This is a genomic window from Tepidimonas fonticaldi (assembly GCF_001675355.1).
GTDB lineage: Bacteria > Pseudomonadota > Gammaproteobacteria > Burkholderiales > Burkholderiaceae_C > Tepidimonas > Tepidimonas fonticaldi.
The window spans coordinates 333,620-346,597 of record NZ_LZDH01000065.1; the positions used below are offsets into that span (position 1 = coordinate 333,620).

The window sequence follows — 12,978 nt, forward strand, 5'->3', positions numbered from 1 at the left end:
ATGCCCGCGTGGAAGGGGAGGACATGCGATCGAAGCCGACGACAAGGTGGGCGAGCGGCCTGTGGCGCGCGCTCGATGCCCTGTGCCCTGCGGTCTGCGAGGTCTGCGGACGCTGGCCCGACGGGCCGCTGTGCCCCGACTGCCGGCACGATCTGGCCCCAGTGCTTGCGCGCTGCCCCGGCTGCGCCCTGCCGCACGCGGACCCGGGGGCGCGCTGCGAAGCCTGCCAGCACGATCCGCCGCCGTGGCGATCGGTGGTGGCGCGGGTCGATTTCGACCATCCCTGGGATGCATGGATCCGGGCGCTCAAATCCACCGGTCCCCCCGGCCTGTCGGGCGCGCTGGCGCGCTTGTGGCTGGACGACCCCACCGTACCGACACTGCTGGCCCATGCCGATGTGTGGCTGCCCATCCCCCTGGCGCCCGCACGGCTGGCGGAGCGCGGCTACAACCAGGCGTGGTTACTGATGCAAGCGCTGGCCCGCCACCTCTGCACCCCGCCGGCGCTGCCGCAGGGCTTGCGACGGGCGCCGGACGCGCCCGTGCTGCATCACCTGGGCCGCCGCGAACGGCTGGCGCAGGCACAGGGGTTGTTTCACGTGCCGCCCGCTATGCGCGCCCGGGTGCGCGGACGGCGCGTGCTGGTGGTCGACGACGTGATGACCACGGGTGCGACTTTGCATGCAGCCACCCACGCCCTGCTGGATGCGGGCGCCACCGCGGTCGATGCGCTGGTCGTGGCCCGGACGCCACCCCCCATGGAATAATCCGCGCCCCATGTTCCGCATCGTCCTGGTCACCCCCGAAATCCCGCCCAACACGGGCAATGTGATCCGGCTGTGCGCCAACACGGGCTGCGCGCTGCATCTGGTGGAGCCGCTCGGGTTTTCCATGGACGACAAGCTGCTGCGCCGCGCCGGGCTGGACTACCACGAGTACGCGACGGTGCGCCGCCATGCCTCGTGGCCGGCTTTTCTGGCGGCCGAGCGCCCCGACCCCCAGCGCTGCTTCGCCTTCACGACGCACGGCACGGCGTCGGCATTCGCCACCGCTTACCAGCCCGGGGATTGGTTCGTCTTTGGCGCCGAGTCGCGCGGTTTGCCTGCCGACGTGTTGCAAGACTTCGACGCGCCCCGCCGCCTGCGCTTGCCCATGCGGCCCGGGCAGCGCAGCCTCAACCTGTCCAACGCCGTCTCCATCGTGGCCTTCGAGGCCTGGCGCCAGCACGGCTTTGCGGGCGCCGCGATGCCGGCCGGCGAAACCCGTCAGGCGTAGTGGCGCACCAGCATTTCCGCCACGCAGGCGGGTTTGGACTGGCCTTCGATCTCGACCGTCGCGTGCCAGCACAGGTGCACGCCGTTGGGCGCGATGCGCTCCAGCGACTGCAATTGCAGCCGCGCGCGGACCCGGCTGCCAACGGGCACCGGCGCGGTGAAGCGAACGCGGTTGGTGCCGTAGTTGACCGACATGCGCACGCCGGCGACGTGCACCGACTCACCCAACCACTTGGACAGCAGCGACAGGGTCAGAAAGCCGTGTGCGATCGGCGCACCGAAGGGGCCGCGCGCGGCCCGCTCGGCATCGACGTGGATCCACTGGTGATCGTCGGTGGCATCGGCAAAGCGATCGACCCGCTCCTGGGTGATCTGCAGCCAGTCGGTGATGGCGACCTCGGTGCCGACGGCGGCCTCGAGCGCGTCGAAGGATTCGAACGTCTTCATGGGGTGTGACTGTAGCGCCACGGGCGGGATGGGCGTGTCCGCCAGCGGACAGGTTGGGACTCAGCCATCGACCCATGCCAGCACGGACTGCCAAGGGGCCAGTTCGCGCTCCACCTGCCGCGGCCGCACGTCGAACAGCGTCAGGCCGTGCGCCGCCAGGTGCCGGTACACCTGCGCCTCGCGCACGAAGCCGGCCACCGGCAGGCCCAGCGCGGCAAAAAAATCCTGCAACTGCCGCGCCGCCAAGGTGCGGTCATCGACGCGCATCCCCACGACCGCCACGCGCAGCCCCTCGCGTCCGCGCTCGCGCACCAGCTGCAAAAAGTCGTGCGTGGCGAACATGTCGAACACCCCCGGCTGCACGGGCACGAGCAGGCGGTCGGCGCGCCGCAGCACCTCGCGCAGGCGCTGGCCGTGCAGGCCAGCCGGCGTGTCCAGCACCACGTGCGTCGTGCCGCGCGGGGGCTTGAGCACATCGTTGCGGCTGGCGTCCCACCCCGCGATCGGGCGCGCGGCGGCGGGCCGCAGCGCCAGCCATCGGGCACAGCTCTGCTGCCGGTCCACATCGCCCAGCATGACGGCGTGTCCGCACCGCGCCCAGTGGCCGGCGATCTGCGTGGCGAGCGTCGTTTTTCCGACGCCGCCTTTGGGGTTGGCGATGGCAAGCACGGGCATGGGCAAACTCCGGCCGGGGTGTGGTCATGGTAGCCCAGCGGCGGCGACAATGCGGGCATGTTTACCCCTTCGCAAGCCGATGTGCGCCGTTTCTTTTGCGGCGCATTCGATAAAGGCCGCCGCGGCCTGCCGCTCGAGCCCCTGGAAACCCTGGCCTACGAGTGGATGCTGCGCCACCCCGAATACCACGCAGAGCTGGCCGACCTGGACGCTGCGCTGCGCGCCATGACGACGGTCGACCCCGCGCGGGACAACCCTTTTCTGCACCTGTCGATGCACCTGAGCATCAGCGAACAGTGCTCGATCGACCAGCCGCCCGGCATCCGCCAGGCCGTGGAGCTGCTCGCCGCCCGGCGCGGCTCGCTGCACGACGCGCACCACGAGGTCATGGACTGCCTGGGGCGGATGCTGTGGGAAAGCCAGGTCCACGGCCGCCCGCCGGATGGGCAGGCTTACCTGGCCGAGGTGCGGCGGCGCGCGACCGCCGATTGACCCCACGGCCCCACCCGGCAAGACCAACCCAGCAAAAAGGCCCCGACGGGCTGCACCCGTCGAGGCCTTGGCACGGGGTTCACCGTGCCAGCCGAGGCAGCGTGGAGGGTCTTGTCACACACTGCCGGAAGCAACGGATTGCTTCCATTGGGGGTTGCCGGGCCAAGGCGTTCGCCGCCAAGGCGGGCCTGTCGGACCAGAAGGGCATCGAAGCCACCGTGTTTCTGATCGCGACGGTTCCACTGTACGCCACGGCACCGGCCCCTGGGCTGAATTTTTTCGATGGCAGCCGCCCCCTCATTGGGCAAAAAATATGACCGGCCTCGCCCGAGGGAAGAGCACCGAAGCCGTCTTATTTATGACTCATGGAAATAAAAATGGCAATCTAAAGTATTGACTCGTCATTACGAGCCCCCTACCATCGCGGCCGTTTCGTTCATCGCAACCCCGAGAAAGGTCGGTGCCACCCGCCACGCAGCGCGCGGCGATGCGGCATCCCGCCAGTCGGCCCCGCCGACGGCCCCTGGATGCCACCGGCCTTTTTCGCAAGCCGCCAGAGCCGGCACGCCGCTGCATCCGTCGCGGCCGTGCCGTGGAGCGCGCCCCAAGGGGCGACTCCGGGTCGGTCCCCGTTGCCCACCGCGGCACGCCCGATCGACCGCCCGACGCAACCCGCCCCGAGAGCGGGACCGCCGGACGGCTTGTTCATTCACAGAAAGGAGTGTGTGCATGACCACCACGTGCATCGACACCCAGGATCGCGCGCCGGCCTGCTCCCCGAGCGGGGCCCCGCGCGTCGTGCCCGCTCAAGGGCTGGTGCAGATCGTGGCGCGCGTCTGGGCGGCCGCTCGCCACGGCATGGCGCTGTTTGGCGTCGCGACCCTGGCCGCCGTCGTGCTGCTGGCCACCCAGCCGCCATTGCGCGCCGAGCTGGAGCGCGGCGCGACCGACTGGCTGCTGGGCCGCCAGGCCGCCACGGTCGAGGACGACGAGCTGGCCGCGCCCGAGCGCGTGCTGGCCGCCAACCTGAAGGATCTGCCGCCGGAGCAGGTGCGCGTGGCGCACTGGCTGGCGCGCAAATACCGCGTGGCCAGCGAACCGATCGGGGCACTGGTCGCCGAGGCCTACCAGCTCGGCCCGCAGTTGCGGCTGGATCCCGCGCTGATTCTGGCCGTGATGGCCATCGAATCCCGCTTCAACCCGTTTGCGGCCAGCCCCGTGGGCGCGCATGGCCTGATGCAGGTGGACACCCGTGTGCATGCCGACAAGTTCGAAGGCTTTGGCGGCACGCTGGCGGCTTTCGACCCTTTGAGCAACCTGCGCGTGGGCGCCGAGATCCTGCAAGACGCCGTGCGGCGTGCCGGCTCGGTCCCGGGCGGTCTGCGCCTGTACGTCGGCGCCGTCACCCACGACGGTCGCGACTACATCGTCAAGGTGCTGTCCGAGTACGAGCGACTCAAGCGCGTCTCGGGCGGGCAGCAGGTGGGTTTTCAGGCCACCATGCCGCTGCCGGCATCGATCGGCCCAGCGACCCCGGTGCTGCCGGGCGAGCCCGCCAGCGCCCCGCAGATCGAGGCGGACGCCGCCCCGCGCGCGACGGACACGCCGGTGGCCGCCCGGGCGTCCTGATAAAATCGCAGCGCGCGCGACTGGCGATAGGCCGCGGGGCCGGCTGTGGCCCCGGCACGATGCAATGGCCGACGTGGACCACCACGGGGGAGCGCGCAGCACACCGTCACCTGCGGTTTGCCGCCTCGCCGTTCGCCTGGGCAGCCCGTGAGGCGTGACCACCGCCGCGGGTCCACCGACCACGTCAGGACTGCCATGTTCAGCCGCCAGACCCTCATCGAACAGACCGACCCCGAGCTGTGGGCCGCCATCCAGGCCGAAAACGCCCGCCAGGAAGCCCACATCGAGCTGATCGCCAGCGAAAACTACGCCTCGCCGGCGGTGATGGCCGCGCAGGGCACGCAGCTGACCAACAAGTACGCCGAGGGCTACCCGGGCAAGCGCTACTACGGCGGCTGCGAGCACGTGGACGTGGCCGAGCAGCTGGCCATCGACCGCGTCAAGCAGTTGTTCGGCGCCGAGGCCGCCAACGTGCAGCCGCACTGCGGCGCCAGCGCCAACGAGGCGGTGTTCCTCGCGTTCTTGAAGCCGGGCGACACCATCATGGGCATGAGCCTGGCCGAGGGCGGGCACCTGACGCACGGCATGGCGCTGAACATGTCGGGCAAGTGGTTCAACGTCGTCTCCTACGGCCTGAACGACCGCGAGGAGATCGACTACGACGCGATGGAGGCCAAGGCGCGCGAGCACCGGCCCCGGCTGATCATCGCCGGGGCCAGCGCCTACAGCCTGCGCATCGACTTCGAGCGCTTTGCCCGTGTGGCGCGCGAGATCGGCGCCATCTTCATGGTCGACATGGCGCACTACGCCGGCCTGATCGCCGCCGGCGTGTATCCGAACCCGGTGCCGCATGCGGACGTGGTCACCTCCACCACGCACAAGAGCCTGCGCGGCCCGCGCGGCGGCATCATCCTGATGAAGGCCGCGCACGAGAAGGCGATCAACAGCGCCGTCTTCCCCGGCCTGCAGGGCGGCCCGCTGATGCACGTGATCGCCGCCAAGGCGGTGGCGTTCCAGGAAGCGCTCAGCCCCGGGTTCAAGGCGTACCAGCAGCAGGTGATCAAGAACGCCCAGACGATGGCCGAGACGCTGCAGCAGCGCGGCTTGCGCATCGTCAGCGGCCGCACCGAAAGCCACGTGATGCTGGTGGATCTGCGCGCCAAGGGCATCACCGGCAAGGAAGCCGAGGCGGTGCTCGGCCAGGCGCACATCACGGTCAACAAGAACGCCATCCCGAACGACCCGGAAAAGCCGATGGTCACGAGCGGCATCCGCCTGGGCACGCCGGCGATGACCACGCGCGGCTTCACCGAGGCCGAGGCGCGCCAGACCGCGCACCTGATCGCCGACGTGCTGGACGATCCGCGCAACCCGGCCACCGTCGAGCGCGTGCGCGCGCAGGTGGCGGAGCTGACGCGGCGCTTCCCCGTCTACGGGTGACGCGATGAAGTGCCCCTTCTGCGGACACGCCGACACCCAGGTGGTGGAGACGCGCGAGTCCGACGACGGGGTGTTCGTGCGCCGGCGCCGCCGCTGCGGCGTGTGCGACCGGCGCTTCACCACCTACGAGCGCGCCGAGGTGACGTTTCCGCAGGTGGTCAAGAAGGACGGCCGCCGGGTCGATTACGACGCGGCCAAGCTGCGCGCCAGCCTGGCGCTGGCGCTGCGCAAGCGGCCGGTCAGTACCGAGCGGCTCGACGCCGCCATCGCCCGCATCGAGGAGCGGCTGCTGGCCGAGGGCGCGCGCGAGGTGCCCTCGCAGCGCCTGGGCGAATGGGTGATGCAGGAGCTGCGCGAGCTCGACCAGGTGGCCTACGTGCGCTTCGCCAGCGTCTACCGCAGCTTCGAGGACGTGGACGCGTTCAGGTCGCTGATCGACGAGGTGCGGGGCTGACCCCCACTTCGGCGCCGGCGCGGATCGGCAAGCGCACCTGGGCGACGAACTCGCCCTCCGACTCGTACACGCGCAAACGCGCCTGCGTGTCGTAGTGCAGCTCGAGCCGCTCGCGCAGGTTGGCCAGTGCCAGGCCGTGCCCGTGGGTCACGGCATCCACGGGCGGCAGCGGATTGCGCACGAACAGCACCAAGTGGTCGTCGTCGCGGAACGCCTCCACCGTGACACACGCCCCCTCCAGGCGCGGCTCCACCCCGTGGCGAACGGCGTTTTCCACCAGCGGCTGCAGGGTGAGCGGCGGCAGCAGTGCATCCGCCGGCGCCGTGTCCACATGCCACGCCACGCGCAGCCGCTCGCCCAGGCGCACCTGCTCCACCGCCAGATAGGCCTGCGCCAGGGCCAGCTCCTCGCGCCAGGGCACCAGCGTGCGCGGCTCGGCCAGCAGGGCGCGGTAGAGTTCCGCCAGATCTTCCAACATGGCTTCGGCGCGCGCCGGGTCGCGGCGGATCAGCGCCAACACGCCATTGAGGCTGTTGAACAGGAAGTGCGGCCGCATGCGCGATTGCAGCGCCTGCAGCCGCGCCTCGGACAAGGCGGGGGACAGGCGGTGGTGGCGCCAGTCGAAGTAGCCCGCAATGCCGCCCCACACGGCCAGCGTGGCCACGACGACGGTGGGCGGCGTGGGCACCGCCAGCCCCCAGCCCTGCAGCAGGGCGCGCCAGGCCAGCGCCACCAACACCGCGACCAGCGCCGTGATCAGCAGCGCCCGCCAGGGGGGGCAACGCCGCAACCACGGCGACAGCAGCGCCAGCGCGGCGGCCACCGACAGCAGCGTCGGCTCGAACAGTGCGCCGGCGGTCAGCCAGCCCTGGAGGGTGGCGTCGGCGGGCGAGGCCTCCAGCACCCACCACAGGGCGCGCAACCCCTCGGCCAGCAGCAGCAGGCGCCATTGAACCCCGAGGTTGCGGAAGTCGGGGATGACAAACCGCGCGGCGGCCATACGATGGGGGATGGATTCCGGGGTCGGCAACGGGAAAGGGTCAGCGGGCCGGGCCATGGCGGCGGCACGCCATTCCGGCCCAGTCGATCCAATGGTAGCGCCCGCCACCGGCGCCGACCACCCCCTGACGAAACTGCGACAATCCCGGACATGTTCACCGGCATCATCACCCGCGTCGGGCGCATCGAGCGGCACCAGCCCCTCGGCACCGGCGCCGACCATGGCCTGCGGCTGCACGTGGCGGCCGGGGCCGACTATCTGGCCGATGTGGCGCTGGGCGACAGCATCGCCATCAACGGCGCCTGCATGACCGTCACGTCGCTGGACCCGGCGCAGGGGGGCTTCACCGTGGACGTGTCGGCCGAATCGCTCGCCCGCACCACGGGGCTGGACCGCCCCGGCCCGGTCAATCTGGAAAAGGCCATGCGCCCGGCCGACCGGCTGGGCGGGCACATCGTCAGCGGGCACGTCGATGGCGTGGGCACGGTGACCCGGCTGGCCGCCGTGGGCGAGTCCTGGAACCTGTGCGTGCTGGCGCCGCCCGCCCTGGCCAAATATCTGGCTTACAAGGGGTCGATCACCGTCAACGGGGTCAGCCTGACGGTCAACCACGTCACGGACCGGGCGGATGGCTGCGAGGTCAGCATCAACCTGATCCCGCACACCATGCAGCACACGGCGCTGGGCACATTGACGGTCGGTGCGCGGGTCAATCTGGAGGTGGATATGATTGCGCGCTATGTCGAGCGGATGCTGTCGCTCGCCGCGGTGCCACCGACCGCCTGACGGCGCCCGCGCGTCACCTGCCCACTCCGCGGCCCGCCGCGCCGCCTCCCCGCCAACCCCCACCATGAGCACTGACCCCAGCGCCACCGATGCGGTGGCCCCCATCGCCTCCGTGGAAGAGATCGTGGCCGAGCTGCGCGCCGGCCGGCTGGTCATCCTGGTCGATGAGGAGGACCGCGAAAACGAGGGCGACCTCGTCCTGGCCGCCGACCATGTGACCCCGGAGGCGATCAACTTCATGGCCAAGTACGGCCGCGGCCTGATCTGCCTGACCTTGACGCGCGAGCGCTGCGAGCAACTGCGCCTGCCGCCGATGGTGCCGCGCAACGGCACCAAAATGGGCACGGCCTTCACCGTGTCGATCGAGGCGGCCGAGGGCGTGACCACGGGCATCTCGGCCGCCGACCGGGCCCACACCATCCGCGTCGCCGTCGCGGCCGGCGCCCGCCCGGACGATCTGGTACAGCCGGGCCATGTGTTCCCGCTGCAGGCGGTGGACGGCGGCGTGCTGATGCGCGCGGGCCACACCGAGGCGGGCTGCGACCTTGCGGCCATGGCGGGCTGCACGCCGGCCGCCGTGATCTGCGAGATCATGAACGACGACGGCACCATGGCCCGGCTGCCGGATTTGCAGCGCTTCGCCGCACAGCATGGCCTGAAGATCGGCACCATCGCCGATCTGATCGAACACCGCAGCCGCACCGAAAGCCTGGTGCGGCGCGTCAGCAGCCGGCCGCTGGCCACCGCCTTCGGCGAATTCACCGCCCACGCCTACCGCGACCAGACCAGCGGTGGGGTGCATCTGGCGCTGATCAAGGGCCAGTGGGGCCCCGACGAGGCGGTGCCCGTGCGCGTGCACGAGCCGCTGTCGGTGCTGGACGCGCTGGAGACCGGCCGCCGCATGCACTCCTGGAGCCTGGAGGCCAGCCTGCGCCATCTGCAGCAGGCCGGCCGCGGGGTGGCGGTGCTGCTCAACTGCGGCGAATCGGCGGATCAGTTGCTGGCCCAGTTCGAGGGCACGGCCCGCTCGGCCCAGGCGCCGGAGCGTGGGCGCATGGACCTGCGCACCTATGGCGTGGGCGCCCAGATCCTGCGCGACTGCGGCATCCACCGCATGCAGCTGCTCGGTCACCCCCGCCGCATGCCCAGCATGACGGGCTATGGGCTGGAGGTGGTGGGCTTTCTGCACCCCCCAACCACGGAAGGAACCCCGACATGATGGGAGCCCACAAGGGCGACGGCCCGGCGCTGGACGGCCGCGGCCTGCGCATCGGCATCGTGCAAGCGCGCTTCAACCAGGGCATCACGGACGCGCTGGCCGCCGCCTGCCGCGACGAGCTGCGGGCATTGGGCGTGGCCGAGGCCGACGTGGCGCTGGAGCAGGTGCCCGGCGCGCTGGAAGTGCCCCTGGCCCTGCAGGCCATGGCCGAGAGCGATCGCTTCGACGCGCTGGTGGCGCTGGGCTGCGTGATCCGCGGCGAGACCTACCACTTCGAGCTGGTGTGCAACGAGTCGGCCGCGGGCATCACGCGCGTGGCGCTGGACCACCACATCCCGATCGCCAACGCCATCCTGACGACCGAGAACCTGTCGCAGGCCGTGGCCCGCCAGGACGAGAAGGCGCGCGACGCCGCCCGCGTGGCGGTGGAGATGGCGGCCCTGCTGCGGCGCTACCCGGCGGACTGATCCGCACGGCGCCCGCGCGGTCTGGGACAATACGGCCCATGACCAAAGCATCCGAAAAATCCGCCCGCACCCGCGCGCGGGAGTTTGCCCTGCAGGGGCTGTATCAGCACCTGGTGGGCCGCAACGACGCGCAGGACATCGACCTGTTCACGCGCGACCTCAGCGGCTTTCACAAAGCCGACAGCGCCCACTACGATGCGCTGCTGCACGGCTGCATCGCCGAAGGGGCCGAGCTGGACGCCCGTCTCGCCCCGCTGCTGGATCGCCCGCTGGCGGAGCTGTCGCCCATCGAGCACGCGGTGCTGTGGATCGGCGCCTACGAATTCCTGCACTGCGTGGACGTGCCGTGGCGCGTCGTCATCAATGAATGCATCGAGCTGGCCAAGTCGTTCGGCGGCACCGACGGGCACAAGTTCGTCAACGGTGTGCTCAACCGGCTGGCGCCGCAAATCCGCGGCGACGAGGTGGCCCGTGACCCCGCCCGCCGCGGCTGAGGCGATGGACGCCACGCCGGTACACGCCTGGCCCATCCGGGTCTATTGGGAAGACACCGACGCCGGCGGCATCGTCTATTACGCCAACTATCTGAAGTTTTTCGAACGGGCGCGCACCGAGTGGCTGCGCGGGCTGGGCCTGGGGCAGCAGGCGCTGCGCGAGCGCACGGGGGGCATGTTCGTCGTCAGCGCCGCCGAGGCCCGCTATCTGCGCCCGGCGCGGCTGGATGACCGGCTGGAAATCCGCACCCGCATCCGGGAACTCGGACGGGCCTCGCTGACACTGCAACAGCAGGCGTGGCGCACCGACCCGGCCCCGACGCTGCTGTGCGAGGGGACGGTGCGCATTGGCTGGGTGGAGGCCGAGGCGATGCGCCCGGGCCGCCTGCCCGCCGAGGTGACCGCGGCCCTGGCCCCGGCCTGGGCATCGAGCCGGCAGGCCGCCTCCGACAAGGACCTTTGCGCATGACGCACGACTTTTCCGTCATCGAGCTGATGCTCAACGCCTCCTGGGTGGTCCAGGCGGTGGTGCTGCTGCTGATCGGCGTCTCGGTCACGAGCTGGGCGGCGATTTTCCGCAAGGTGTTCGCCCTCAAGCGGGTGCGGCGCCTGACGGACGACTTCGAGCGCGAGTTCTGGTCCGGCGGCAATCTGCAGGATCTGTACGCCGCCGCGGCGCGCAACGCGCGCGAGGGCAGCCCGATGGAGCGCATCTTCGCCAGCGGCATGCGCGAATTCCAAAAGTTGCGCGAGCGGCGCATCACCCAGCCCGACGCGCTGCTCGACGGCGCTCGCCGCGCCATGCGCGCCGCTTATCAGCGCGAGCTCGACGCCCTCGAAGTCAATCTGTCCTTCCTGGGCTCGGTGGGGTCGGTGTCGCCCTACGTCGGCCTGTTTGGCACGGTTTGGGGCATCATGCACGCCTTCACCGGGCTGGCGGCGCTGACCCAGGTGACACTGGCCACCGTGGCCCCCGCCATCGCCGAGGCGCTGGTGGCCACCGCGATCGGGCTGTTCGCGGCCATTCCGGCCGTGCTGGCCTACAACCGGTTCGCGCACGACATCGACCGCCTGGCCAACCGGCTCGAGACCTTCATCGAAGAGTTCTCGAACATCCTGCACCGCCACGCCGGCGTGGCACCGGCCGGCCACTGACGCGGGCACCGTTTTTCCGACCGGAGGACCGCCCCGCATGCCCGCCATCGCCCCCCGCGGACAAGGCCGCCGCGCGATCACCGAGATCAACATGGTGCCCTTCATCGACGTGATGCTGGTGCTGTTGATCATCTTCATGGCGACCGCCCCGCTGATCGTGCCCAGCCAGGTCGAGCTGCCCCGCGTCGGTCAGGCGGCACGCCAGCCGGACCGCTTCGTGCAGGTGATCGTGGAGCGCGACGGCCGCCTGCGGCTGCGCGACAGCGCCCGCAGCAGTGGCGAGAGCGATGTGGTCACCCTCAAGGACCTGCCCGCCCGTGTGCAGGCCATTCAGGGCGCGCCGGGGGCGGACGGGTCGGTGAGCGTGCCGGTCATCATCAGCGGCGACAAGCGCGTCGCCTACGAACAGGTAATGCAGGTGATGGATGCCCTGCAGCGCGCAGGCGTCGCCCGCATCGGGCTGTCGGTGCAGACCGACGCCGCGCCCCGTTGATCCGATCCCCGCCATGCAGGCCACGGCCGACGATCTGGACCTGAGCCCGCCGCCCACCCCGGGCGGCTGGGCGCCCTGGGCGCTGGCGCTGCTGGCCCACGGGCTGCTGGCGCTGGCGCTGGCCTGGGGTTTGGCATGGCAGCGCGAGACAACCACGGTCGCCTCGGCCGAACTGTGGTCGGCGCTGCCGCAGGTGGTCGCCCCGCGTGCGCAGGAGCCGCCCCCCGAGCCCCCTGCCCCGCCCGTCACCCGCGCCCGCGCCGCGCCGCCACCGCCCCCACCGGCGGCCGAACCGGCCCGCCGCGACGCCGACATCGCCGTGCAGCGCCAGCGCGAGGAGCAGCGCCGCCGCGAGGAAGCCCGCCGCCTGGCCGAGCAACGCGCCGCCCAGGAGAAAGCCGCCCAGGAGAAAGCCGCCCAGGAAAAAGCCCGGCGGGAGAAAGCCGAACGCGAGAAGGCCGAGCGGGAAAAGGCGGCCCGGGAAAAGGCCGCGCGCGAACAAGCGCAACGCGAACAGGCCGCCAAGGCCAAGGCGGCGCAGGAGAAGGCTGCCCGTGAGCGCGCCGAGCGCGAGCAGGCGCAACTGGAGGCCGAGCGCCAGCGCAATCTGGAACGCATGCTGGGCCAGGCCCATGCCACCGGTGGCGCGCAGGCCCGCGGCACGGCGGAGCGCGACGCCGGCCCCTCGGCCAGCTACGCCGGCAAGCTGGTGGCGCACATCCGCCCGAACATCGTGTTCGCGGACACCGTGCCGGGCAACCCGCGCGCCGAAGTGGAGGTGCGCACCCTGCCCGACGGCACCATCCTGAGCAGCCGCCTGCTCAAGTCCAGCGGTCACCGCGCCTGGGACGACGCCGTGCTGCGCGCCATCGAGCGCACGGCCCGCTTGCCGCGCGACGAAAACGGCCGTGTGCCGCCGACGCTGATCCTGGGCTTCCGGCCCAACGAGTGAT

The 12,978-nt window shown here is 71.1% G+C and carries 17 protein-coding genes; 14 read left to right on the plus strand and 3 right to left on the minus strand.

Annotated elements, in window-relative coordinates:
* Positions 1-23: 23 nt before the first annotated feature.
* Positions 24-767: a ComF family protein gene (locus A9O67_RS11820; protein WP_068610706.1), complete on the plus strand. Its 744-nt coding sequence runs from the start codon at positions 24-26 to the stop codon at positions 765-767.
* Between the two features lie 10 nt (positions 768-777).
* Positions 778-1,275, plus strand: coding sequence for a tRNA (uridine(34)/cytosine(34)/5-carboxymethylaminomethyluridine(34)-2'-O)-methyltransferase TrmL (gene trmL, locus A9O67_RS11825; protein WP_068610506.1), 498 nt, complete (start codon positions 778-780; stop codon positions 1,273-1,275).
* Here the strand turns inward: trmL and A9O67_RS11830 are convergent.
* Both A9O67_RS11830 and A9O67_RS11835 read right to left on the minus strand, forming a co-directional pair.
* Positions 1,266-1,721, minus strand: coding sequence for a MaoC family dehydratase (locus A9O67_RS11830; RefSeq protein WP_068610508.1), 456 nt, complete (start codon positions 1,719-1,721; stop codon positions 1,266-1,268). The genes trmL and A9O67_RS11830 overlap by 10 nt on opposite strands.
* Before the next feature lie 60 nt (positions 1,722-1,781).
* Positions 1,782-2,396, minus strand: a complete 615-nt coding sequence (locus tag A9O67_RS11835; RefSeq protein ID WP_068610510.1) for a ParA family protein — start codon at positions 2,394-2,396, stop codon at positions 1,782-1,784.
* A 57-nt stretch (positions 2,397-2,453) separates the two neighbouring features.
* Here A9O67_RS11835 and A9O67_RS11840 point away from each other — a divergent pair, with 57 nt between their 5' ends.
* The 4 genes from A9O67_RS11840 (at position 2,454) to nrdR (ending at position 6,411) form a co-directional block, all read left to right on the plus strand.
* Positions 2,454-2,888, plus strand: coding sequence for a DUF1841 family protein (locus A9O67_RS11840; RefSeq protein WP_068610512.1), 435 nt, complete (start codon positions 2,454-2,456; stop codon positions 2,886-2,888).
* Positions 2,889-3,617: 729 nt separating this feature from the next.
* The gene (locus tag A9O67_RS11845) at positions 3,618-4,517 is read left to right on the plus strand and encodes a lytic transglycosylase domain-containing protein (protein ID WP_068610514.1); all 900 of its coding nucleotides are present in this window, start codon (positions 3,618-3,620) and stop codon (positions 4,515-4,517) included.
* Between the two features lie 195 nt (positions 4,518-4,712).
* Positions 4,713-5,957 carry a serine hydroxymethyltransferase gene (glyA, locus tag A9O67_RS11850; protein ID WP_068610516.1) on the plus strand — a complete coding sequence of 415 codons (1,245 nt, stop codon included), beginning with the start codon at positions 4,713-4,715 and terminating at the stop codon, positions 5,955-5,957.
* Between the two features lie 4 nt (positions 5,958-5,961).
* Complete coding sequence (gene nrdR / locus A9O67_RS11855) at positions 5,962-6,411, plus strand: transcriptional regulator NrdR (RefSeq protein ID WP_068610518.1); 450 nt, start codon at positions 5,962-5,964, stop codon at positions 6,409-6,411.
* Here nrdR and A9O67_RS11860 read toward each other — a convergent pair.
* Positions 6,380-7,411: a sensor histidine kinase gene (locus tag A9O67_RS11860; protein ID WP_068610520.1), complete on the minus strand. Its 1,032-nt coding sequence runs from the start codon at positions 7,409-7,411 to the stop codon at positions 6,380-6,382. The genes nrdR and A9O67_RS11860 overlap by 32 nt on opposite strands.
* Positions 7,412-7,561: 150 nt before the next feature.
* Between A9O67_RS11860 and A9O67_RS11865 the strand changes: the two genes are divergently transcribed.
* The 8 genes from A9O67_RS11865 to tolA all read left to right on the plus strand — a co-directional run bounded on the left by A9O67_RS11865 (position 7,562) and on the right by tolA (position 12,977).
* Complete coding sequence (locus A9O67_RS11865; protein WP_068610522.1) at positions 7,562-8,197, plus strand: riboflavin synthase; 636 nt, start codon at positions 7,562-7,564, stop codon at positions 8,195-8,197.
* A gap of 64 nt (positions 8,198-8,261) precedes the next feature.
* Positions 8,262-9,416 carry a bifunctional 3,4-dihydroxy-2-butanone-4-phosphate synthase/GTP cyclohydrolase II gene (ribBA, locus tag A9O67_RS11870; protein WP_068610524.1) on the plus strand — a complete coding sequence of 385 codons (1,155 nt, stop codon included), beginning with the start codon at positions 8,262-8,264 and terminating at the stop codon, positions 9,414-9,416.
* Positions 9,413-9,883, plus strand: coding sequence for a 6,7-dimethyl-8-ribityllumazine synthase (ribH, locus tag A9O67_RS11875; protein ID WP_068610526.1), 471 nt, complete (start codon positions 9,413-9,415; stop codon positions 9,881-9,883). Before ribBA ends, ribH begins: the two co-directional genes overlap by 4 nt.
* A gap of 38 nt (positions 9,884-9,921) precedes the next feature.
* Positions 9,922-10,377, plus strand: coding sequence for a transcription antitermination factor NusB (gene nusB, locus A9O67_RS11880; protein ID WP_082955559.1), 456 nt, complete (start codon positions 9,922-9,924; stop codon positions 10,375-10,377).
* 4 nt (positions 10,378-10,381) lie between these two features.
* Complete coding sequence (ybgC, locus tag A9O67_RS11885) at positions 10,382-10,846, plus strand: tol-pal system-associated acyl-CoA thioesterase (RefSeq protein WP_068610710.1); 465 nt, start codon at positions 10,382-10,384, stop codon at positions 10,844-10,846.
* A complete protein-coding gene (gene tolQ, locus A9O67_RS11890) occupies positions 10,843-11,532 on the plus strand; it encodes a protein TolQ (protein WP_068610527.1) in 690 nt (229 codons plus the stop codon). Before ybgC ends, tolQ begins: the two co-directional genes overlap by 4 nt.
* Before the next feature lie 37 nt (positions 11,533-11,569).
* Complete coding sequence (locus A9O67_RS11895; protein WP_068610529.1) at positions 11,570-12,025, plus strand: biopolymer transporter ExbD; 456 nt, start codon at positions 11,570-11,572, stop codon at positions 12,023-12,025.
* A 13-nt stretch (positions 12,026-12,038) separates the two neighbouring features.
* A complete protein-coding gene (gene tolA / locus A9O67_RS11900; RefSeq protein WP_068610531.1) occupies positions 12,039-12,977 on the plus strand; it encodes a cell envelope integrity protein TolA in 939 nt (312 codons plus the stop codon).
* Position 12,978 lies beyond the last annotated feature (1 nt).

Excerpts from the sequence above, each read along its gene's own strand:
- A9O67_RS11820 (WP_068610706.1), top strand. The coding sequence starts at position 24 with ATGCGATCGAAGCCGACGACAAGGTGGGCGAGCGGCCTGTGGCGCGCG.
- trmL (WP_068610506.1), top strand. The coding sequence starts at position 778 with ATGTTCCGCATCGTCCTGGTCACCCCCGAAATCCCGCCCAACACGGGC.
- A9O67_RS11830 (WP_068610508.1), bottom strand. The coding sequence starts at position 1,721 with ATGAAGACGTTCGAATCCTTCGACGCGCTCGAGGCCGCCGTCGGCACC.
- A9O67_RS11835 (WP_068610510.1), bottom strand. The coding sequence starts at position 2,396 with ATGCCCGTGCTTGCCATCGCCAACCCCAAAGGCGGCGTCGGAAAAACG.
- A9O67_RS11840 (WP_068610512.1), top strand. The coding sequence starts at position 2,454 with ATGTTTACCCCTTCGCAAGCCGATGTGCGCCGTTTCTTTTGCGGCGCA.
- A9O67_RS11845 (WP_068610514.1), top strand. The coding sequence starts at position 3,618 with ATGACCACCACGTGCATCGACACCCAGGATCGCGCGCCGGCCTGCTCC.
- glyA (WP_068610516.1), top strand. The coding sequence starts at position 4,713 with ATGTTCAGCCGCCAGACCCTCATCGAACAGACCGACCCCGAGCTGTGG.
- nrdR (WP_068610518.1), top strand. The coding sequence starts at position 5,962 with ATGAAGTGCCCCTTCTGCGGACACGCCGACACCCAGGTGGTGGAGACG.
- A9O67_RS11860 (WP_068610520.1), bottom strand. The coding sequence starts at position 7,411 with ATGGCCGCCGCGCGGTTTGTCATCCCCGACTTCCGCAACCTCGGGGTT.
- A9O67_RS11865 (WP_068610522.1), top strand. The coding sequence starts at position 7,562 with ATGTTCACCGGCATCATCACCCGCGTCGGGCGCATCGAGCGGCACCAG.
- ribBA (WP_068610524.1), top strand. The coding sequence starts at position 8,262 with ATGAGCACTGACCCCAGCGCCACCGATGCGGTGGCCCCCATCGCCTCC.
- ribH (WP_068610526.1), top strand. The coding sequence starts at position 9,413 with ATGATGGGAGCCCACAAGGGCGACGGCCCGGCGCTGGACGGCCGCGGC.
- nusB (WP_082955559.1), top strand. The coding sequence starts at position 9,922 with ATGACCAAAGCATCCGAAAAATCCGCCCGCACCCGCGCGCGGGAGTTT.
- ybgC (WP_068610710.1), top strand. The coding sequence starts at position 10,382 with ATGGACGCCACGCCGGTACACGCCTGGCCCATCCGGGTCTATTGGGAA.
- tolQ (WP_068610527.1), top strand. The coding sequence starts at position 10,843 with ATGACGCACGACTTTTCCGTCATCGAGCTGATGCTCAACGCCTCCTGG.
- A9O67_RS11895 (WP_068610529.1), top strand. The coding sequence starts at position 11,570 with ATGCCCGCCATCGCCCCCCGCGGACAAGGCCGCCGCGCGATCACCGAG.
- tolA (WP_068610531.1), top strand. The coding sequence starts at position 12,039 with ATGCAGGCCACGGCCGACGATCTGGACCTGAGCCCGCCGCCCACCCCG.